The organism is Actinopolyspora lacussalsi subsp. righensis (genome assembly GCF_900116555.1).
GTDB lineage: Bacteria > Actinomycetota > Actinomycetes > Mycobacteriales > Pseudonocardiaceae > Actinopolyspora > Actinopolyspora lacussalsi.
In genome coordinates, this window is sequence record NZ_FPAT01000006.1 from 267,027 (window position 1) to 288,226 (window position 21,200).

At 68.2% G+C, this 21,200-nt stretch carries 15 protein-coding genes; 8 read left to right on the forward strand and 7 right to left on the reverse strand.

Going from position 1 to position 21,200, the window contains the following annotated elements; all coding sequences use genetic code 11:
* Positions 1-98: 98 nt before the first annotated feature.
* Positions 99-1,460, reverse strand: coding sequence for a glycosyltransferase 87 family protein (locus BM394_RS13360; protein WP_092978384.1), 1,362 nt, complete (start codon positions 1,458-1,460; stop codon positions 99-101).
* A gap of 499 nt (positions 1,461-1,959) precedes the next feature.
* Here BM394_RS13360 and BM394_RS13365 point away from each other — a divergent pair, with 499 nt between their 5' ends.
* Positions 1,960-2,811 (forward strand): GGDEF domain-containing protein, encoded by an 852-nt coding sequence (locus BM394_RS13365; RefSeq protein WP_092929896.1) that lies wholly within the window; start codon positions 1,960-1,962, stop codon positions 2,809-2,811.
* 271 nt (positions 2,812-3,082) lie between these two features.
* Here the strand turns inward: BM394_RS13365 and BM394_RS13370 are convergent, their stop codons facing one another.
* Positions 3,083-5,260 carry a putative bifunctional diguanylate cyclase/phosphodiesterase gene (locus BM394_RS13370; RefSeq protein ID WP_175530091.1) on the reverse strand — a complete coding sequence of 726 codons (2,178 nt, stop codon included), beginning with the start codon at positions 5,258-5,260 and terminating at the stop codon, positions 3,083-3,085.
* A gap of 358 nt (positions 5,261-5,618) precedes the next feature.
* Here BM394_RS13370 and BM394_RS13375 point away from each other — a divergent pair, with 358 nt between their 5' ends.
* The gene (locus tag BM394_RS13375) at positions 5,619-6,437 is read left to right on the forward strand and encodes a lysozyme (RefSeq protein WP_092978226.1); all 819 of its coding nucleotides are present in this window, start codon (positions 5,619-5,621) and stop codon (positions 6,435-6,437) included.
* A gap of 192 nt (positions 6,438-6,629) precedes the next feature.
* Here BM394_RS13375 and purL read toward each other — a convergent pair whose 3' ends face one another.
* The 5 genes from purL to BM394_RS13400 form a co-directional block, all read right to left on the reverse strand.
* The gene (gene purL, locus BM394_RS13380; protein ID WP_092978228.1) at positions 6,630-8,963 is read right to left on the reverse strand and encodes a phosphoribosylformylglycinamidine synthase subunit PurL; all 2,334 of its coding nucleotides are present in this window, start codon (positions 8,961-8,963) and stop codon (positions 6,630-6,632) included.
* Entirely contained in the window at positions 8,960-9,646 is a 687-nt protein-coding gene (gene purQ / locus BM394_RS13385; RefSeq protein WP_092978230.1) for a phosphoribosylformylglycinamidine synthase subunit PurQ, read from the reverse strand. Before purQ ends, purL begins: the two co-directional genes overlap by 4 nt.
* Complete coding sequence (gene purS, locus BM394_RS13390) at positions 9,643-9,882, reverse strand: phosphoribosylformylglycinamidine synthase subunit PurS (RefSeq protein WP_092929888.1); 240 nt, start codon at positions 9,880-9,882, stop codon at positions 9,643-9,645. Before purS ends, purQ begins: the two co-directional genes overlap by 4 nt.
* A gap of 127 nt (positions 9,883-10,009) precedes the next feature.
* Complete coding sequence (locus BM394_RS13395; RefSeq protein ID WP_092978232.1) at positions 10,010-10,894, reverse strand: MaoC family dehydratase; 885 nt, start codon at positions 10,892-10,894, stop codon at positions 10,010-10,012.
* A gap of 196 nt (positions 10,895-11,090) precedes the next feature.
* Complete coding sequence (locus tag BM394_RS13400) at positions 11,091-12,428, reverse strand: 3-oxoacyl-ACP reductase (protein ID WP_092978388.1); 1,338 nt, start codon at positions 12,426-12,428, stop codon at positions 11,091-11,093.
* Positions 12,429-12,553: 125 nt separating this feature from the next.
* Here BM394_RS13400 and BM394_RS13405 point away from each other — a divergent pair, with 125 nt between their 5' ends.
* The 6 genes from BM394_RS13405 to BM394_RS13430 all read left to right on the forward strand — a co-directional run bounded on the left by BM394_RS13405 (position 12,554) and on the right by BM394_RS13430 (position 21,133).
* Positions 12,554-13,831: an acetyl-CoA C-acetyltransferase gene (locus tag BM394_RS13405; RefSeq protein WP_092978234.1), complete on the forward strand. Its 1,278-nt coding sequence runs from the start codon at positions 12,554-12,556 to the stop codon at positions 13,829-13,831.
* Positions 13,832-14,548: 717 nt separating this feature from the next.
* Positions 14,549-14,782: a hypothetical protein gene (locus BM394_RS13410; RefSeq protein WP_092978236.1), complete on the forward strand. Its 234-nt coding sequence runs from the start codon at positions 14,549-14,551 to the stop codon at positions 14,780-14,782.
* 476 nt (positions 14,783-15,258) lie between these two features.
* A complete protein-coding gene (locus tag BM394_RS13415; RefSeq protein ID WP_092978238.1) occupies positions 15,259-16,149 on the forward strand; it encodes an ornithine cyclodeaminase family protein in 891 nt (296 codons plus the stop codon).
* 98 nt (positions 16,150-16,247) lie between these two features.
* Positions 16,248-18,116, forward strand: a complete 1,869-nt coding sequence (locus tag BM394_RS13420) for an NHL domain-containing thioredoxin family protein (protein ID WP_092978390.1) — start codon at positions 16,248-16,250, stop codon at positions 18,114-18,116.
* An 83-nt stretch (positions 18,117-18,199) separates the two neighbouring features.
* On the forward strand, positions 18,200-18,520 hold the full coding sequence (locus BM394_RS13425; RefSeq protein ID WP_092632434.1) for a GroES family chaperonin: 321 nt from the start codon (positions 18,200-18,202) through the stop codon (positions 18,518-18,520).
* A gap of 165 nt (positions 18,521-18,685) precedes the next feature.
* Positions 18,686-21,133 carry a VanW family protein gene (locus BM394_RS13430; protein WP_175530092.1) on the forward strand — a complete coding sequence of 816 codons (2,448 nt, stop codon included), beginning with the start codon at positions 18,686-18,688 and terminating at the stop codon, positions 21,131-21,133.
* Positions 21,134-21,200 lie beyond the last annotated feature (67 nt).

Genomic DNA, 21,200 nt, shown 5'->3' on the forward strand with positions numbered 1-21,200 from the left:
GGCCGGGGAGCTGGGAACTCCCCGGCCCCGATTGTCGTCTCGGACTAGGTCGCCGCGTCAGGGAGCCGCACGTGCGGGAGCGCCGCTCCGGCGGCGATTCAACCGCCGTGTCCGTCCGGCGCGGTCGCTCTCGCGCTCCCCGCGGGACCGGAGTCCTCGGAAACCGGCCGTTGACCGGAACTCGCCTGATCGGGACTCGTCGCCGCGGAAACCGGTGTTCTCGCCTCGGAACTCGAGTACCGGGCTTTCCAGCCGAGGAACGCGTGGTAGACCAGGAAACCGACTCCCAGGTACACGTAGGCGTTGCCGAGCAGGTGTTCGAAGAAGTTCCACGTGAGCTCCTTGCCGTCACCCTGCGGAACCAGCCAGTGCGGACCGATCAGGTAGAGCTCCACCGCGAGACCCAGCGAGAGCAGCAGTGGCCAGTCGCGCCGCGTGTACCCACGTCCGAACAGCAGCACCAATCCCGGCACTATCCAGACCCAGTGGTGCGACCAGGAGATCGGCGAGATCAGCAGGCCGAACACCGCGTTGATCACCAGCGCTGTCGAGTGGTCCCGGCGCTGTCCGTCCCGGGCGCGCAGTGCCGACAGCATCCCGAACACCGCCAAGCCCGCCGTCAGCAGGATCAGTACCCCGAGACAGACGCTCAACCAGGGTTCCGGCACGGTGAGCTTGCTCAGCAGCGAGCGCAGCGAGACGTTGCCCGCGTAGATCGAGGCATCCCCCGTGAACTGCGGTCCGAACGAGACGTCGCTACTGGCGAACACCTCGTGCAGCCAGAACTCGCGCGCGTCGTCGAATGCGAGCAGGAAACCGAGCGCCACGGTCGCCAGGAAGGTCAGCACCGTGGTCACGATCGCGCGCAGGTCCCGGCGCAGCAGGAAGAACAGCAGGAACACGGCGGGTGTGAGCTTGAGTCCCGCCGCGATGCCGAGCAGTAGTCCCCTGGGGTACGGCAGCTTGCGGTGACCGTCCGCCCGCCACAGGCAGTCGACGGCCACCAGCGCCATGAGCACGAGGTTGATCTGTGCGTAGGTGAGGGTTTCCCGTACCGGTTCGGCGAGGGTGGCCAACGGCAGCACCGCGGCGGTGATCAGCAGGACGGTTCGTCGGTTCGACGGGGAGAAGTCGGCCGTTCGTAGGATCACGTACAGCGTGATCAGCAGGGCGACGTGGCTGACGAACATGATCAGTGCGACGGCGACCGTCTTGGAGACCAGTGCCAGCGGTGTGAACGCGACAGCCGCGAACGGTGGGTAGATGAACGGGAGCCGCAGCCCCACTTCGGTGGGCGGTAGGTCGTGATAGATCGGTTGCCCGTTCAACCACGCCTGTGCTCCGAGTCGGTACACCTCGCCGTCGATGTGTGCGTGCGGGTCGATGGCCGAGACGAGGACCACCGCGAGGAACTCGCACAGTGCGATTACACAGAGTATTTTTCGGTGTTCGTACACCATGCTGACAAGTGATCCCCGTTCGGGGAATTGTGTTGTCGGCCGCACACTGCCACCGTCCTGTTGGTCCTGCTGGTTCGTCGGGCGATCCGGGAACCGCGTCCGTTCCCACTCGGCTTCCGGGAACTCCCAGCCGCCGAGTGCCAGTGTCGCGGGGTCCGCCACGCAGCACGACGGAGCCCGCGGCACGGGTCGGTGAGCCGGACGACTCCATCGGCGGGCCGATCGTTCGGGAGGGAACGCGTTCCCGGACAGCAGTCGAGATGCCAACCAGAGTAGGAGGTCGGGGCACGACGCCGGAGGACCGCCACGGTTCATCTCGATGTCGCCGAACCGTCGCGAAAACATCACCTCGGGTCTCCGGGATTCGACAGTGCTCACGTTGTGTTAGTGACTCAACGAAAAAACACCATGACGTGTGGTGTCGGAACCCTTGAATTCGATCCCGCTACGAGGGGAGGCTCAAATTCACTGCTCCATCTGGTGGGGAGGGTAGCTCCGAATGAGTGTTGTCTATGCCACTGGCGTATCCCAGTTCACCGGGGTGTGGGATGAACTCATCATGAGTCTGACCGCCGGATTCATGCTCACCGACGAGCGGGGTCAGGTGTTGGCCACGAACGACGCCGCCGCGGATCTGCTGCGGCTGGATCGCACGGATCTGCTCACCGGTTCGCGCCCGGCGGACTGGGCGATGCGGGACAGTACCGGAGCGCGACTGCCCGACTGGACCGATCTGACCAGCCAGGTGCTGCGTACCGGCACCCGGATGTCCACGCCCGTCGTGATCACCCGGGAGGGCAAGCCGAGCGGACACCTCTGGATGGACTACCAGCCCACCCGCACCTGTTCGCAACAGCGGGTGTTGATGTTCCTCCAACCGGTGGATTCCGACGTGTCGCACTCCCGTGGAATGACGGATCCGTTGACGGGCCTGCCGGGGCGGGTGCTGCTGCTGGACAGGCTCGACCAGGCACTGGCGCGGGCCCGTTGTCGGACCACCCTGACCACGTTGGTGCTCGTGGATGTCCGCAGGCTCGAACAGTTCAACGTCGACCACGGCTTCGCCCAGGGGGACGAGCTGTTGACCATGATCGCGGGGAGGCTGCGGCAGAGCGTCGCCGACGAGCACACCGTGGCCCGCTTCGGTGGTGACGAGTTCGCGTTGGTCGTGGAACATCCCAGCGGGACCGGTGACGAGATCGCGGAGGGGGCCCGCAGCGCGGTGGTCCGGCCCATGCGGCTGCAGCGCAGACAGGTCCGACCGAGCGTTCGGGTCTCCTGGGTCACGAGTGACGGCAACGCCTCGGTGCATTCGGTGATCAGCCGTGCGGAGCGGCAGTTGAAGGACTGACGTCTTCCGCTGGACCGACTTCGGTCCGCGGCCGTCGCGAGTCGGCACGGCGTATCCGCCGCGGCCGGCTCCCGGCCGCGACCACGTTCGGCAGCGACCACGTCCGGCCCCACGGCAGGGTCGGCGGCGTGGTCCGGGAGTTCGGTTCCGGGAGCTCATCCCGACAACGTCGGGGAAGCCGGCCGACGCGGGGAAGCCGGTCGCACCGGTGGCGTCCTCGGGACACTCCGGCGTCACTCGGATGTTCCGGCGTCACTCGGATGTTCCGGTGTCACCGGTGCTGTTCGGCGGTCAGCAGTTCCCGTACCGCGTCCGGGGCACCCGGTTTCGCGAAGAGCCAGCCCTGCCCGGTTTCACAGCCGATCTCGCTCATCCGCTCGGCCTGGGCGCGGGTTTCGACGCCCTCGGCGGTCACGGTCAGCCCCAGGGTGTGTGCCAGGTCGACCAGGGTGCTCACGATCCGGGCGTCCACCGGATCGATGCACTCGCTGTCGGCCAGTCCTTCCATGAACGAACCGGCGATCTTGAGTTCGTGCACGGGCAGGTGCCGTAGATAGGCCAGGTTGGAGTAGCCGGTGCCGAAGTCGTCGATCGCGATGCGCACTCCCATCCGGGACAGTGTGCGCAGGGCCTCGAGCGGTTCGTCGGCGGTGCCCATGATCGCGCTCTCGGTCAGCTCCAGTTGCAGTTTGGCCGGGTCCAGACCAGTCCGGTCGAGAATCTCGGTGACGTCGGAGACGAGGTTGGGGTCCCGGGACTGCCGCACGGCCAGGTTCACGCTCATGAACGGCGCGTCCCGCCCGAACTCGTCCTGCCAGGCCCTTGCCTGCTCGCACGCCTTGCGGAGCACCCAACGTCCCAGCGGGACGATCATGCCGGTCTCCTCGGCGAGGCCGATGAACCGGTCGGGGCCGAGCCTGCCCAGCTCCGGGTGCCACCACCGCACCAGCGCCTCCACGCCGGAGACGGTGTACTCGCCGAGCTCCACCAGCGGCTGGTAGTCGACGTAGAACTCCTCGCGTTCCAGCGCCGCGGGCATGGCGGCCGAGAGCCGGAACTGCGCGACCTCGCTCGCGTTGCGTTCGGTGTCGAACAGCGCCCACTGGTTCTTGCCCTCGGCCTTGGCCCAGTACAGCGTGACGTCCGCGTCACGCATCAGTTCGGCGGGTGTCTGTCCCGCCGTGGAGCGCTCCAGAATCCCGATGCTGGCCGAGACCGCGAGCTCCTGGTTGCCGACCCGCATCGGGGAAACCAGGGTTTCCAGCACGTGGTTGGCCACTTCGATGGCCTGCTGCGTGCCCTGCGATCCCTGGATGAGGATCACGAACTCGTCCCCGCCCATCCGCGCGACGAGCCGGTCCTCCCCCCGCACGGCCTCGTCGAGGCGCTGTGCCACGGTCACCAGCAGGTCGTCACCCACGTGATGTCCGAGACTGTCGTTGATGACCTTGAAGCCGTCCAGGTCCATGTAGCACAGCGCCACCCGGTCGGTTCGCTTGGTGTTCTCGGAGTCCTCGCGCAGGGCCTCGGTGAGCCGGTCCAGGAACAGAGCACGGTTGGGCAGGCCGGTCAGCGGGTCGTGCAGGGCCTGGTGCCGCAGCCGGTCCTGCAGCATCTTGCGGTCGGTGACGTCCTCCATCATCGCGACCTGGTAGAGCGGCAGGCCGTCCTCACCGCGCACCAGCGACACGATCAGCTCGGTCCACGACTTGCTTCCGTCCGGGCGGGTGAAGTGCTTCTCGACCCGGTACTGCTCGCGTTCGCCGCGGACGAGTTCCTCGTAGACCCGCCAGACGGTGTCGTTGTCCTCGGGGTCGACCAGGTCGTAGACCATTAGGCCGCGCAGTTCCTCGGAGGTGCGTCCCAGGATCCGCCGCAACGAGGCGTTGGCCTCCATGATCCGCCCCTCGGTGTCGGCGATCCCGATACCGATGGCGGCTTCGGCGAAGATCGCCCGGAACCTGGCCTCGCTGGTGCGCAGCGCCTGCTCGACGGAGTCGCGCGCGTCCAGCACGGCCTGGCGGATGGCTTCCTGCTCGTCCAGGGTCCGCTTGCGGGCCGCCTGCATGAATCCCGCCGAGATCGCGGACTGTATCGCCGAAACGCGCGTTCGCATCTCGGGGCTCTCCGCGATGCCGAACGCGGGGAGCATGTGCTCCCCGACGTTCTCGATCGTCCTCGCGAGGGATTCGGCGCCGGTGAAGTGCACCGACACCAGCTCGGAACCGATCTCGCGAGCGGCGTCGGTGTTCTGCGGCTCGCTCAGCAACGCTTCGGCCAGCTGGTCGGTGTAGCCCTCCAGCAGCTCTTCCACTTCCGCGCCGGTCATCGGCACGTAACTGGTCCCCACGAGCGCCCGGCTCCAGGCAGCGGCGAAGTCCCGTTTGCGCTGTCCGTCCACACCCGTCACCTCGTGAGCGCTTGAAACAGGCGCTGTCCAGCCGGTCATGCCCGCGGCGCCCTCCGCTTCTCGTAGTCGCCCGCGCAAAGTACGTGGGGAGCATACGGCCGATGCCACCCGTCGGTCGAACGCGGAACCTGTTGCCGCCCAGGGTAGCTAGCCGCTGTGAATTGGCGGGAAGTGCTGACAAAGATCGAATCGGCTGATCATGTCACCCGAACGGGTCGAGTTTTGCGAAACGCGCGTTGTCCGATTTGCCTCATTGTGGTGAAAAGGTAACACGATATCTAGTGGTGCGGTGGAACGATCGCAGTCTTTCACGCACGACCGGAATTCCACAACGGCGGTTACCCGTGGGGACCGACGCCACGCCCCCGGGCCGCGGGACGAGCACGAGGGGACAATCATGCACCGTTCGAGGGGATGTGGTCGCGCCCGAGCGCTGACCGTTGCCTTATCAGCGTTGTTCGGCGCGGTACTGCTGCTGGGCACCTCCGCGCAGGCCGTGAGCGACTCGTCGTCGGCACAGCAGCGGGCGGGCCACGAGATGGGCTCGCAGATCCGTGAAAACGAGGGCGGTGATCCGTCCGCCGATCCCGCCGCGGCACGCAATCCCTCGGTCAAGGGGATGGACGTGAGCGGCCACCAGAACTGGGTCAACTGGCGACACTGGTGGAACAAGGGAATGCGGTTCGCCTACGTCAAAGCCACCGAGGGGACCGGCTATACCAGTCCGGACTTCAATCACCAGTACACCGGCTCGTACAAGGTCGGAATGATCCGGGGTGCCTACCACTTCGCACTGCCCGACCGTTCCGGTGGAGCCGCCCAGGCGCGCTACTTCGTCGCCAACGGAGGTGGTTGGTCCGCCGACGGCAAAACCCTGCCCGGCGCGTTGGACATCGAGTACAACCCGTACGGCCCCACCTGCTACGGCAAGAGCAAGGCGGCCATGACCGACTGGATCCGGGACTTCAGCGACACCTATCGAAAACTGACCGGCAGGAATCCCGCCATCTACACCAGCACCAGCTGGTGGAACAAGTGCGTGGCCGCCGACTTCAGCGACACCAATCCACTGTGGGTCGCGCGCTACAACGACTACATCGGTCCGCTACCGCACGGATGGGGGTTCCACACCTTCTGGCAGTACACCTCGTCCCCGTTGGACAAGAACCTGTTCAACGGTTCCTACGACCAGCTCGAACGGTTGGCTCGCGGGTGAGTCGGACGCGTCGCGGGACGGGACCGCTCATCGCTTGAGGGAACCACCCAGGAGTGGCGCGGCACCGCGCGACGCCGACTCACGTACCGCAACCCGACCACAGAAACAACCACACGGACAATCACCGCTGCGGGGTCCGAGGAGGAGTGCCGCCGACAGGCGTCGGTGTCGACGGCACTCACCCGGAGGCGATCAGCCGAACAGTCGGGGAAGCGTGCCTTCCCACACCTCCCGCAGCTCCGACAGCGGGATGTCGCCGACGCCCTGGATCTCCAGCGCCCGCGACTCGTCGTCCACCACGCCGATCTTCGAGCAGGGCAGACCACGCGCCGAGCAGAGCTCGGTGAACTTCAGTTCCGCACCGCGCGGCACCGACACCGCGACCCGACCCGCCGACTCGGCGAACAGCCATACGAACGGGTCCGCCTCCTCCGGCAGCACGATCCGCGCCCCGGTCTCACCGATCAGCGACATCTCCACCAGCGCCTGGGCCAGTCCTCCCTCGGAGAGATCGTGCGCGGCCGAGATCAGCCCGTCTCGCGATCCGATCCCCAGCACGTCGGCGAGCAGCCGTTCCCGCGCCAGATCCACTCGCGGCGGGGTACCGCCGAGGTGGCCGTGCACCACCCGGCTCCACTCCGAACCGCCGAACTCCTCGCGGGTGTCTCCCAACAGCAGCAGCGACTCACCCGGCGCCGCTCCGATACCGGTGGGGATCCGGGCGGTCACGTCGTCGATGACCCCGAGCACCCCGGCGACCGGTGTCGGCAGGATCGGGTCACCACCGGTCTGGTTGTAGAAGCTCACATTGCCGCCGGTGACCGGGATGCCGAGTTCGGCGGCCGCGTCGGCCAGCCCCCGCACCGACTGCTGGAACTGCCACATCACGCCGGGATCCTCGGCCGAGCCGAAGTTGAGGCAGTTGGTGACCGCCACCGGCTTGGAGCCCGTGACCGCGACGTTGCGGTAGGCCTCGGCCAGCGCCAGCCGCGCACCCTCGTAGGGATCGAGCCTGGTGTACCGGGCGTTGCAGTCGGTGGCCACGGCGATGCCGCGGCCCGTCTCCTCGTCCACCCGCAGCACGCCCCCGTCGGAGGGCTGCGCCAGCACGGTGTTGCCTCGCACGTAGTGGTCGTACTGGCCGGTCACCCACTCCCGGGAGCACAGGTTGGGCGAGGCCGCCATCCGCAGCACGGTCTCGCGCAGCTCGGCAGCCGTGGCCGGGCGCGACAGGGTGTTCGCGTCGTCCGCGGCGATCAGGTCCTGTTCCGCGGGGCGCCGTACCGGGCGCTGATAGATCGGCCCCTCGTCGGCCACGGTCCGGGGCGGGACGTCGACCACGCACTCGCCCCGCCAGTCGATCCGCAGGTGCTCCTCGTCGGTCACCTCGCCGATGACCGTCGCCGTCACGTCCCACTTGCGGCAGACCGCCATGAAGGAGTCCACGTCCTCGGGGCGGACGATCGCGCACATCCGCTCCTGTGACTCGCTGGACAGGATCTCGGCCGGGTTCATCCCCTCGGCACGCAGCGGCACCGTGTCCAGATCGATCCGCATACCGCCGTCACCGGCCGCCGCCAGCTCGGAGGTGGCGCAGGAGAGCCCGGCGCCACCGAGGTCCTGGACCCCCACGACCAGGTCCGAGCCGTAGAGCTCCAGACAGCACTCGATGAGCACCTTCTCGGTGAAGGGATCGCCCACCTGCACACTGGGCAGCTTCTTGCGACCACTGCCGGTCTCGTCGCCGCTGAAGGTCTCCGAGGCCAGCACCGAGACACCGCCGATGCCGTCCAACCCGGTGCGGGAACCGAACAGGATCACCTTGTTGCCCGCTCCGGTGGCGTGTGCCAGCTGCAGCTCGTCGGACTTGAGCACGCCGACGCACATCGCGTTGACCAGCGGGTTCCGTGCGTAGGACTCATCGAAGACCACCTCGCCGCCGATGTTGGGCAGCCCGAGGCAGTTGCCGTAGCCACCGACTCCCTCCACCACACCGGGCAGTACGCGGCGGGTGTCGTCGGCGTCGGCCGGACCGAACCGCAGCGGGTCGGCCACCGCCACGGGACGCGCGCCCATCGCCATGATGTCGCGCACGATGCCTCCGACACCGGTGGCCGCGCCCTGGTAGGGCTCCACGTACGAGGGGTGGTTGTGGCTCTCCACCTTGAAGGTGACCGCCCAGCCGTCGCCGATGTCGACGACTCCCGCGTTCTCACCGATGCCCGCCAGCATCTTGGCGCGCATCTCGTCGGTGGTGGTCTCGCCGAAGTACTTCAGGTGCGTCTTGGAGGACTTGTAGGAGCAGTGCTCGCTCCACATCACCGAGTACATCGCCAGCTCGGCCTCGGTGGGGCGCCTTCCGAGGATCTCGCGGATGCGCTCGTACTCGTCGTCGGCGAGGCCGAGCTCGCGGTACGGCTGGTCGAGTTCGGGGGTCCGTGCGGCCTGCTCGACGCTGTCCACCGGTTCGGCGCCGTTCGGCGTGGCCGGGTCCTGCGTCGCGGCTTCGCGGGTGGGGTCGGTCATGCTGCCACCAGGGTGTCGAGGGCGGACAGGAACATGCCGAGGCCGTCGTCGGTGGGCCCCGTGAGTGGATCGACGGCGTGCTCGGGGTGGGGCATCAGCCCGGCGACCCTGCCGCGTTCGTCGGTGATTCCGGCGATGTCGCGTCGCGAGCCGTTCGGGTTGCCGTCCACGTAGCGGAACAGCACCCGGCCGTCGCCCTCCAGGCGGTCCAGCACCGGTTCCTCGGCCACGTAGCGGCCCTCGCCGTGCTTGATCGGGATCAGCAGCTCGGCGCCGGGTTCGTAGCGGGTGGTCCAGGTGCTGGTGTTGTTGTCCACGCGCAGCCACTGGTCGCGGCAGACGTAGTGCAGCCCCGAGTTGCGGGTCAGCACGCCGGGCAGCAGCCCGGCCTCGCACAACACCTGGAACCCGTTGCACACCCCGAGCACCGGCATGCCCTGCCCGGCCGCGCGCACCACCTCGGTCATGACCGGGGCGAACTTGGCGATGGCGCCGCAACGCAGGTAGTCGCCGTAGCTGAACCCGCCGGGGACGATCACGGCGTCCACTCCGTGCAGGTCGGCGTCACCGTGCCACAGCGCCACGTCCGAGGCACCCGCCCGGCGCACCGCGCGGCGGGCGTCGCCGTCGTCCAGCGACCCCGGGAAGGTGATGACCCCGATCCTGGCCCCGGCGGCGCTCACGATTCCACCCGGCGCACGGCCCAGTCCTCGATCACGGGGTTGGCCAGGAAGTTCTCCGCGATTCGGGCGAGCGTGTCGTCGTCGACGCCGTCGTCGACCTCCAGCTCGAACCGCTTCCCCTGACGGACTTCCGAGATTCCCTCGAACCCCTGCCGGGGCAGCGCGTTGGCAACCGCCTGTCCCTGCGGATCGAGGATCTCCTGCTTCGGCATTACGTCGACAACGACTCGGGCCACGGGCGTCGCTCCGGAAACTGTGCGGATCCGTCCCGCTACCGCGGGCGCGGATGGTCGGCGTTACGAGCAAAGCGTAACTGACCTGCGAGTTCCCTCACGGGCGGCCGGGTACCACGTGGGAGCTGGATCACTCGGGCAGGCCGTGCAGGCGCCCCTTCAGGTGTGGTTTGCCCGAGGCGGAGCGCAGCGCGAAGAGCTTCGCCGGGTCCGCCTCGCCGGGTTGCTCGGTGCGGGGTTGTTCGGTGAAGTCCACCTTGGAGGGAAGCAGCACCGGCTTGGCGAACTCCACCTCGACCGTGCAGGCGTCGGGCAGTCTGCCCTCGAAGGCGGCGAGGCAGCGGGCCTTGGACCACATGCCGTGCGCGATCGTCCGGGGGAAGCCGAACGCCTTGGCCGTGAGCGGGTGCAGGTGGATCGGATTGCGGTCACCGGACACGGCCGCGTAGCGCCTGCCGAGGTTCGCGGGCAGCCGCCAGACCGCGGTGGGAGTCTCGGCGGTCACCTCCGGAATTCCCTCCGGCCTGGGGACGGAGTCGTCCGAGGTACCCCGTCGCAGGTACGTGCTCGTCTCGCTCCAGACGAGCCGATCGTCGACGCTGGTCTCGGTGATCACGTCGAACCGCTGTCCCTTCGGGTGGCGGCGCGGATTCGCCAGCCGCACCCGCTGGGTCATCGAGTCGGTCACCGACACCGGCTCGTACCGCGTGATGCGGTTCGCGACGTGCACCAGGCCGACCAGCGGGTGCGGGAAGTCGCGATCGGTCATCAGCCGCACGGCCAGCGGGAACGAGGTGATGTGCGGATAGGTGATCGGCAGCTCGTCGCGGGTGCCGAACCCGCACAGCCGGTTGTAGTCCGCCAGGTGCTCGCGGTCGATCGTGATCCCGGAGCGGACGTACTCGGTGTCCGGGAGCTCGGCGTCCCGCCCGGCCCGCCGCAGCGGTGCGGTTCCCGCTGCCTTCAGGTAAAGCGCGCCCAGGTTCGGCGACTCGCTCAGTTCCTCGGTCGGCATCCTCGTCTCACCTTCCTGCGGTAATCCGCCGCGACTTGTCGTAATCGGGCTCGTCCGTCCTGCTACGGATGCTGCTGCTCGGGCCCTTACACAGGACTTGCCCAGGTCCGCTACCCGATGTCGGGGCACCCGCAGTGAGAGCCGTGCGAGAGGTTCCGCCACCGAACTACCCACGCCAACCGAGCCGCCGAACCCCTCAAGCACCCAACAGGCTCTGCCCGCATACGCGGATCACGTTGCCGTTCACTCCGGCCGACCCAGGATCCGCGTAGTAGGCGATGGTCTCGGCGACGTCGACCGGGAGCCCGCCCTGCGAGAGGCTGTTCATCCTGCGGCCCGCCTCGCGCACGAACAGCGGTACGGCCGCCGTCATCGCGGTTTCGATGAATCCGGGGGCCACGGCGTTGATCGTCACGCCGCGTTCCGCGGCGCGCGGCGCGAGGCCCTGCACGTGGCCGATCACTCCGGCCTTGGAGGTCGCGTAGTTCGCCTGCCCCACGTTGCCCGCGATACCGCTGATCGAGGCGATCCCGACCAGCCTGCCGCCGTTGCGGAGCGGGGAGGAGTCGGCCAGCAGCGCGGTGTTGATCCGTTCCTGGGCGGCGAGGTTGACCCGCAGCACCGCTTCCCACTGGTCCCGGCTCATCCGGCCGATGGTCTTGTCCCGCGTGATGCCCGCGTTGTGCACCACGATGTCGAGCCCGTCGTGCCGTTGTTCGACGTGTTCGATCAGCTGCCGGGGCGCGTCCTCGGCGGTGATGTCGAGTTGGAGCGTCGAACCGCCGACGCGGTTGGCGACCTCGGCCAGGTCCTCCCCCTGTGCGGGGACGTCCAGGCACACCACGTGGGCCCCGTCCCTGGCCAGGGTCTCGGCGATGGCGGCGCCGATGCCTCGTGACGCGCCGGTGACCAGCGCGACCTTGTCGCGCAGCGGTCGCGCTTCGTCGGCGGTGGGTGCCTCGGCCGCTCCGACGCGGATCACCTGGCCGGAGACGAACGCCGACTTCGACGAGAGCAGGAAGCGCAGCGTGGAGTCGATCGCCCGTTCCCCGCCCCGCGAGACCTGGACCAGCTGGGCCGTGGCGCCGCGCTTGAGCTCCTTGCCCGCGGTGCGCACGAATCCTTCCAGCGCGCGCTGCGCGGTTCGCTCCGCGGGATCGTCGATCTCCTCCGGCGGGGTGCCCAGCACGATCAGCCTGCCGCACTTGCCCACTCGCCGGATCGTGGCGCCGAAGAACTCGTGCAGTTCCCCGAGTTCGGTGCTGCCCGTTATTCCGGTGGCGTCGAAGACCAGCGCCGCGTACTCGGCGTCGTCGTCCCGACTGCGGTGCGTCTCGGCGTTCGCCCTCCGCAGGGTCTCGGACACGGCTTCGCCGAGCCTGCCCCCTTCGGTCTCCCCGAGCAGTACGGGGCCGGAGACGAGCGGCTCACCCGGTCGGTACCTGCGCAGCGGGGTGGGGGTGGGCAGCCCGAGACGGTTGGCCAACTGCCGCCCGTACCGGGATGTGACCAGCTTGCTGTACGGATCCGCCATTACGAGCAACTCCTCCATGCGTGACCGGCACTCGACGCATAAGCTACCCGTCGGTAGGTTAAGTTTCCAGTCATGCCCGGCGCCGTTCCGGGTGTTCGTCGACCAGCTGTGCGGAGGAATCGGCCATGTCCACAACTCGCCGGGTCGCCATCGTCGGAGGCAACCGAATCCCGTTCGCACGTTCGGGTGGTCCCTACGCGCGTGCGTCCAATCAGGACATGCTCACCGCCGCCCTCGACGGGTTGGTGGCTCGTTACGGACTGTCCGGACAGCGCGTCGGTGAGTTCGTCGCCGGGGCGGTACTCAAGCACAGCCGCGACTTCAATCTGGCGCGCGAGGTCGTGCTCGGCTCCGGTCTCGACTCGCGCACTCCCGCGCACGACGTGCAGATGGCCTGCGCCACCGGCCTGGAGTCGGTCGTGTCCGTGGCGAACAAGATCGCTCTCGGGCAGCTCGAGTCCGGCATCGCGGGCGGTGTGGACTCGGCCAGCGACGCGCCGATCGAGCTCAACGACGAGCTGCGCAGGGTGCTGCTGCGCGCCAATCACGCCAAGGGCACCGCTGCCAAGCTGGGGGCGCTGACCGGCCTGCGGCCGAAGCACGTCGTACCCGGTATTCCCCGCAACGAGGAACCCCGCACCGGGCTCTCGATGGGCGAGCACGCCGCCAGGACGGCGGAGGCGTGGGGCATCGAGCGGGCGGAGCAGGACGAGCTGGCCGCCCGCAGTCACCAGCGGCTCGGCGCCGCCTACGATCGGGGATTCTTCGACGATCTGGTCACCCCGTTCCAGGGACTCACGCGCGACCAGAACCTGCGGCCGGACTCCTCGACGGAAAAGCTCGCCAAGCTCAAACCCGTGTTCGGGCGGGGCGAGCGGGCCACCATGACCGCGGGCAACTCCACCCCGCTCTCCGACGGCGCGGCCACGGTGCTGCTCGCCAGCGAGGAGTGGGCGCGGCGACACCAGCTGCCGGTGCTGGCCTACATCGGTGACTTCGTCTCCGATGCGGTGGACTACGTCAGCGGTGACGAGGGGCTGTTGATGGCTCCCGCCTACGCCGTGCCGAGGCTGTTGGACCGGGTGGGCGGCTCGCTCGGCGATTTCGACTTCTACGAGATCCACGAGGCATTCGCCTCGCAGGTGCTGTGCACGCTCCGGGCTTGGCAGGATCCCGAGTTCTGCGCCGAGCGACTGGGCAGGGGAGAACCGCTGGGCGAGATCGACACCGAGCGACTGAACGTGAACGGTTCCTCGCTCGCCGCCGGGCACCCCTTCGCGGCGACCGGTGGGCGGATCGTGGCGACCCTGGCCAAGCTGCTGGCGGAGCGTGGGTCCGGTCGTGGACTCGTGTCCATCTGCGCGGCCGGTGGCCAGGGGCTCACCGCCGTCGTCGAACGCTGATCGGGGCTCCGCTCGGGTTCCGGTGCTCGTCCGGCCGTACCGGGCCCGGGCGGTCACGTTCCCGTGCGGCCTTGGTCCGAAATGGACTGTGATCGTCGTTTCGCGGAGCGGACGGGGCGGTAGGTTTTCGCCGTGCCCCGTTCCGTGAGCCGCGCTACATTGGTTGCCCCGCTCGGGAATTCGCACCGGTTCGGTTTCCGTTCGTCGGTCGGGGACCAACACGGTGATCAAGTGTTTTCGGAACCCGTCCGAAGAACACTTTCCCCTCCGGGTATGACTGTCCGTATCGTACTGAGGACGGTTCGTGTTCCCGATCGATCGACATCGTGACTCGATCGCAAAATGTGATCCGAGACACACTACGTCGAGGGTGTAACGCTTTGATGTACAGGCACGATGAACGGGGTGACTCCGCGATGCTGTCGGACCCCCGACCTGGCAGCATCGCGGAGCTCACCACCCCCGGTGTTCTGCTTGCCGGTGAACGGTAGGTAGGCGCCTCCCATACGTCCTCGCCCAACGGGTGGATTCCCACGCGCCGGACGAGGTGTCTCTTCGTCGCGAGAGCGACGAGTCCGATAACGGCATCCCTGTATGGCAGGGCGACCTGTATGACAGGACGATCTGTACGGCAGGGCGATGCCATAGCCCCATAATGATCACCCTGAGTGATCGAAAAATCACTCAGTGTTTCGGACAGCCTTAAGGAGAGGCACCATGAACATTGCCATCGTGATGATCGGTGCACTGCTTCCGATCTTGGCGGCAAGCGTGTTCTACGTAAGCGACCACCGTACTCCGCAACGCATCAATCGCTCCCCTCCGAATTCCGAGGAGAGCGATGAGTACGACATGTCGACTTCCGGTGACCTCACCCCGCTGACTCCGGTGGATCACGTCATCCCGGCGGATCACGGACCCCTGGACAGGCGGATGTCCGAGGCGGCCTGATCAGCCGAGTCCGATCATCCGGGGCTGATCCGTCGAGGTCGTTCCGGTCCGTCGAGATCGTTCTGGCCTCGTGCTTCGTTCCCGGTGGCCGCGTCCGGGTACGTGTGCGAAGTGAACGCGGTGATGCGGTGTTGCCGGTGAAGAACCGAAAACACCGAACGGTCGTGCTCTGTCCCCCGGAGCACGACCGGCGATATCGCGGAAACCGCGAATGAAATTGATTCCGATATCGCGTGAATCGGTTTCGACGCGGATCGTTTCCCGGCGCGTACCGACGCCCCCCGACGTTCGGTGCGCGCCGTTCTCGTTTTCCGGCAATCGGATACGGTTCTGTCGCTACGAAAGTTCACCGGTCCTCGCGCCCGATCTTCCGGGGCCGGCGACTCGTAGTCGGAGCCATCGACCGGGACGCGGCACCGCCCATGTGTAGTCACGCGACTGATGATCGGGGCCGGGAGCGCTGCGAACATCGGCACATGCGCGTACTTACCGATGCCGACGTCGTCACCGTCGATCCCGAAGTGGCCGTCGACGCCGCGCGAGAGTCCCTCCGCCGGTTCGCTCGTGGTGAGCTCGCCGCACCTCCCCGGGTCAGCGCCGAGCTCGGCGATCTCGACTACTACTACACCACCGGTGGCCTGCCGGGCGGTGTCAGCGGTTTCCGCGCCTACCGTGCCGGTACACCCGCCGGAGATCAGCTGGTGGCGCTGTGGGACGCCGCGGGAAGTCTGTTCGGCATCGTGGTGGGGGACGAACTGGGTGCCCGCCGCACCGGTGCCCTGGGTGGTGCCGCCGTGGAAGCGATGTCCGACGAACGAGCGAGCACGCTCGCCGTGATCGGAACCGGCAAGCAGGCGTGGACCCAGGTCTGGGCCGGCAGCGCCGTCCGCTCCCCCGAACTGGTCCGGGTGCACAGCAGGGACGAGCGCAACCGCGAGGTGTTCGCGGCCGAGGTACGCGACAGGCTGGGGTTGCGCGCCGAGACCGTCGCGACCCCGGCTTCGGCGGTACGTGACGCCGAGGTCGTCGTACTGGCCACCCGCTCGGAGAGCCCGGTGATCGACTCGGCGGACATCGCTCCCGGCGCGCACGTGACGACCGTGGGGCCGAAGGGGCGAACGAGGCACGAGATGCCTCCTGAACTGCTCGAACGGGCGGCGGTCGTCACCTGCGACTCGCCGTCGCAGGCGGCGGCTCTGCCCGACTTCCTCGCCGATCCGGCGAGGCTGGTGTCGCTGGGCGATGTCCTGATCGGCGCTCACCCCGGTCGGGAGAGTTCCGATCAGCTCACGGTGTACTGCTCGGTCGGTCTGGCCGGTTCGGAGGTGCTGTTCGCCGATCGCCTGTTCGGCGCGATCTCCGGGTGAGATCCTCGGCTTCGGACGCCGGCTCGTTGCCCGTGCCACGTGGGTTGTCTGCGCCACGCAAGGGAACATCACCGAGTGCGGTGCTGTTGAGCACGGACGTGAGTACTTCGCAGCAGAACCGCCGTGCCCGTGTCCGAGCCCCGGAACCCTCCGGGCGCGCCTGGCTGAACACCGGTGGAACCACACCACGACTCGCCGAGCGGCGCGGGAAGTTCGTGCTGCTGGACTTCTGGGCGTTCTGCTGCGTCAACTGCCTGCACGTCATCGACGAGCTGCGCCCGCTGGAGCGGGAGTTCGCCGAGGAACTGGTCACCATCGGCGTGCACTCGCCCAAGTTCGAGCACGAGGCGGACCCGGACGCGCTCGCCGCCGCCGTGGAGCGTTACGGCGTGGACCACCCGGTGCTCGACGATCCGGAGCTGGCGACCTGGCGCGACTACGCGGTCAAGGCGTGGCCGACCCTGGTGCTGATCGATCCCGAGGGCTACGTGGTGCACCAGGCTGCCGGGGAGGGGCACGTCGAAGCGCTGCGCCGGATACTCGGCGAGCTCGTGCCCGAGCACGAGCGGCGCGGCACCCTCCACCGGGGTGCCGAACCCCGGGTCGAGGCCCCGGAGCCGGAGACCACGCTGCGCTTCCCCACGAAGGTGCTCGGTCTGGAAGGGGGAACCCTGCTCGTCGCGGACTCGTCGCGACACTCGCTGGTCGAGTTCGCGGCGGACGGCGAGACCCCGCTGCGGCGCATCGGAACCGGTCGCAGGGGCGACGCCGACGGGGAGGCCGAATTCGCCTCGTTCAGCGAGCCCGGTGGCATGGCACTGCTGCCCGAGCGGGTCGCGGCGCGGGTCGGTTACGACGTCGTGGTGGCCGACACGGTCAATCACCTGCTGCGCGGGCTGCGGCTGGCCGACGGTGCGGTCGTCACGGTCGCTGGAACCGGTGCGCAGTGGCGCGACGAGCCGGATTCCGGTGCGGCGTCGCGAACGGCGCTGACGAGCCCGTGGGACGTGACCTGGTGGGAACCGGCGGGCGGTGTGGTCATCGCGATGGCCGGGAACCACACCCTGGGGCTGTTCGATCCCGTGGCGGAGAGCATCACCCGGTTCGCGGGCACCACCGTGGAGGGGTTGCGCGACGGCCCGGCGACCGAGGCGTTCTTCGCCCAGCCCTCCGGCCTCGCCGTCGCGGGGGCGGGCGAGCAGGAGCGGCTCTGGTTCGTCGACGCCGAGACCTCGGCGTTGCGCTGGGTGGAGCCCGCGGCAGACGCTTTCGAGGTGCACACCGCGATCGGCAAGGGCCTGTTCGACTTCGGCCACTCCGACGGCCCCGCCTCGGATGCGCTGCTGCAACACCCGCTCGGTGTCGCGGTGCTGCCCGACGGCACCGTCGCGATCTGCGACACCTACAACGGCGCGGTACGGCGTTACGAACCAGCCACCGGGGAGGTCTCGACGCTGGCGACCGGTGTCGCCGAGCCGTCCGGCGCCACCACATCCGAAGGCGAGCTGGTGGTCGCGGCGAGTACCGCGCACCGGCTGGAACGCCCGGTGCCGCCAGGGGTGACCGCGCGGCTGATCGAGGGCGGGTCCCAGCGGGTCAACCGCCCGGCGACCGAGATCAGTCCCGGTGAGGTCGAGCTCACCGTGGTTTTCGACCCTCCGCCCGGGCAGAAGTTGGACGAGCGCTACGGCCCTTCCACCCGGCTCGAGATCAGCTCCTCCCCGGAGGACTTGCTGGTCGAGGGCGCCGGTGTCGGTACGGAGCTGAGCAGGCGGCTCGTGCTGGCCGAGGGGATCGAGCACGGGGTGCTGCACGTGGTCGCGCAGGCGGCCAGCTGTGACGACGATTCCGAGGTGGAGCATCCGGCTTGTCGACTGACCAGGCAGGACTGGGGAGTGCCGGTCCGGCTCGACAGTGGTGGCAGCGAGCGGTTGCCGCTGGTCATGGGTGGGCTGGACGAGCAGTGACCGGCTCGTCGCGGTTCCGTGGCTTGGCTCGGCGGCCTACCCTGCGCCTTCGGCGGACTCGACCGGACGCGTAAACTTTCCGGGTGACCGATGCCAAGCTTGAGATCCAGATGTTGCATGACCGGGTCATGGTGCGGGTCTCCGAAGAGTCCGGTGAACGTCGCAGCAGCGGCGGCATCGTGATACCCGCGACCGCCCAGGTGGCCAAACGCCTGCTCTGGGGCGAGGTTTTCGGTGTGGGCAGCCACGTGCGCAGTGTCCAAACCGGGGATCAGGTGCTGTTCAACCCCGAGGAGCAGTACGAGGTGGAGGTGCAGGGCGAGATCTACGTGGTGCTGCGGGAACGGGACCTGCACGCCGTCGCCTCCGAGCGGACCGAGCAGGGTACCGGTCTGTATCTTTGACCGAGGTGCGTGTCCGGTTCGGCGTGGCCGCTGTGTGCTGTGGCGCACGTGATACCAGTTCGGAAGCCGTGTGAGGCCTCCCCAGCCGGGCTGTACCGGTGATGCCGGTCGGCAGGCCCGAGCGTGCCGCCGACCCCGCCGCAAGACCGAGAAGAAGGGGACGCGGTGCCGGAAGACCACGAACGTCCCGATCGCACCGAGGGCGGTCGGGATCGGCGAGCGGACGAACCGACCGAGCGGATTCAGTTTCTCACCGGTGATCTGAGCGGCAGTGGTGCTTCGAGCGGCGGCGCGGCCGCCGACGGGACGTCGGAGTCGGCCGCCGGTGGACGATCGGACGACGACGAGGCCGTCGACGAGTCCCGCCGGAGCACGAAACCCGGTATGACACCGCCGCACGTCGCCGGACCGGAGGCCGCGGCGGCAGCGAACCCCGAAACGGGAAGCACCACCCCAGGCGGTTCCGCCGACTCGGGGACCGGTACCGGAAGTACCGGTGCCGCGGGAACGGGCACCGGCAACGGTGTCCCTCCGGAGGCGGACACCGAGAGTACCGACGTCATCCCTCCGATCGCGGAGGAGACGACGGCGGTCCCCTTCGAGGGGGACACCGAGCGCACCGACACGATTCCCGCCGTAACCGAGAGCGCGTGGCCGGTCGACCCCGGCGCGGCCGCCACCTCTTACGTACCGGCTTCGCCCGAGCACTACAGCGGCAACGCGACCGCGGGGTTCGGCCACCAGCAGCCCCAGCAGGTCCCTTACGGACAGCCCCAACAGGCCCCGTACGGGCAGGACCAGCGATTCGGGACGCCGACCGGCTATCCGCAGCAGCCCCCGTTCGGAACGCACGTGGACGAATCGGGTTCTCCGGGCGAGTCGGGCGGCTCGCGTTTCCGGCGCGGTCTTCCCAACAACAAGTCCTTACTTCGAGCCGGCCTCGCGGTCGGCATCACGATCGGCGTACTGGCGCTGCTCTACATCGGTGACCTGGCATTCAGCAGTGGGCAGGTGCCGCGCGGTACCACGGTGGCCGGTGTCGACGTCGGCGGGCTCGATCCAGCGGCGGCCGAGCGCGAGCTGCGTTCCCGGCTCGACGACTCGCTCAGCGAGCCCATCCAGCTCCAGGTCGGCAAAGCCACCAGCAGCATCGAGCCCCAGGCGGCCGGGCTTTCGATGGACTGGGACGCCACACTGGACAAGGCCGGTTCACAGCCGTTGAACCCGATCACGAGGCTGACCTCCTTCTTCACCACCCGCGAGGTGACCCCGGAGAGCAACGTGGATCGGGAGAAGCTCCGTGCGCAGCTGAAGCAGGTGCACAATGACCTGCATCGCGAACCGGTGGAGGGAACCATCCGGTTCGAGGGCTCCGAACCGGTACCGGTCTTCCCCGTCACCGGCAGGAACGTGGACATGGATCGGGCGATGGACGTCGTGGTCCGCGACTGGGTGGGCAACCAGCCGGTCTCGCTGCCCTACACCAAGGAGGACGTCCGAACCGACGAGGCGGGTGTGCGCCGGGCGCTGGAGGGGGTCGCCCGTCCCGCGGTCTCGGGGCCGGTGACCGTCAACGGCGACGGCGTGCAGGCGACCCTGGCGCCCGCCGACATCGCCGCGGCGCTGCGTTTCGAACCCAACGACTCCGGTGGTCTGAACTGGTATCTCGACGTGCCCGCGGCCAGGGAGGTCGTCAAGCCGCAGCTGAAGTCCACCCTCAAGGAGGGCGAGAGCGCCTCCTTCGTGTTCGAGGACGGCCAACCCACCGTCGAGCCCTCCGAGACCGGACGCGGCATCGACTGGAAGAAGACGTTCGAGCCGCTGCGGGAGAAACTCACCAAGTCCGGTTCGGACACCATCGAGGCGGTCTACAAGGACGTTCCGGCGGAGCTGACGACCGAACAGGCCGAGAAGCTCGGTATCGAGGAGAAGGTCAGTACCTTCACCACTGGTGGGTTCAGCGAGAACTCCGGGGTGAACATCAAACGGGTCGCCCAGGAGGTCGACGGCGCGCTCGTCGAACCGGGTGAGACGTTCAGCCTCAACGGCCACACCGGTGTCCGCCAGAAGGAACAGGGCTACATCGCCTCCGGAATCATCAAGGACGGGCGTCCCGACGAGGCCGTCGGCGGTGGCATCTCCCAGTTCGCCACCACGCTCTACAACGCCTCCTACCTGGCCGGTATGAAGGACGTGGAGCACAAGGCGCACAGTTACTACATCAGCCGCTACCCGATGGGGCGGGAAGCGACGGTGTTCCAGCGTCCCGACGGCACCAGCGTGATCGACGTCAAGTTCAAGAACGTCTCCGACAGCGGGATCCTGATCAAGACCGCGTGGACCCCCGAGTCGGTGAGCGTGACCTTCTGGGGGACCAAGCAGTACGAGGTCGAGTCCGAGACCAGCGACAAGACCGACGTCACCGAACCCGAGAAGATGACCGTGCCCGCGGACGAGGAGTGCGTGGCCACCAGCGGCAAGAAGGGGTTCACGGTTCGCGACACGCGGATCAGGAAGGATCTCGAGACCGGTGAGGTGACGAAGGACCGGCAGAAGACGGTTTACGATCCGCAGCCGATCGTCGAGTGCGCGAAGAAGAAGGGCGAGGAGTAGTCGCCCGAGCACACTCCGGGAGCGCGCCGGGTGTGATGCCGCACGTTTCGCGGATGTGCGCCGGTTC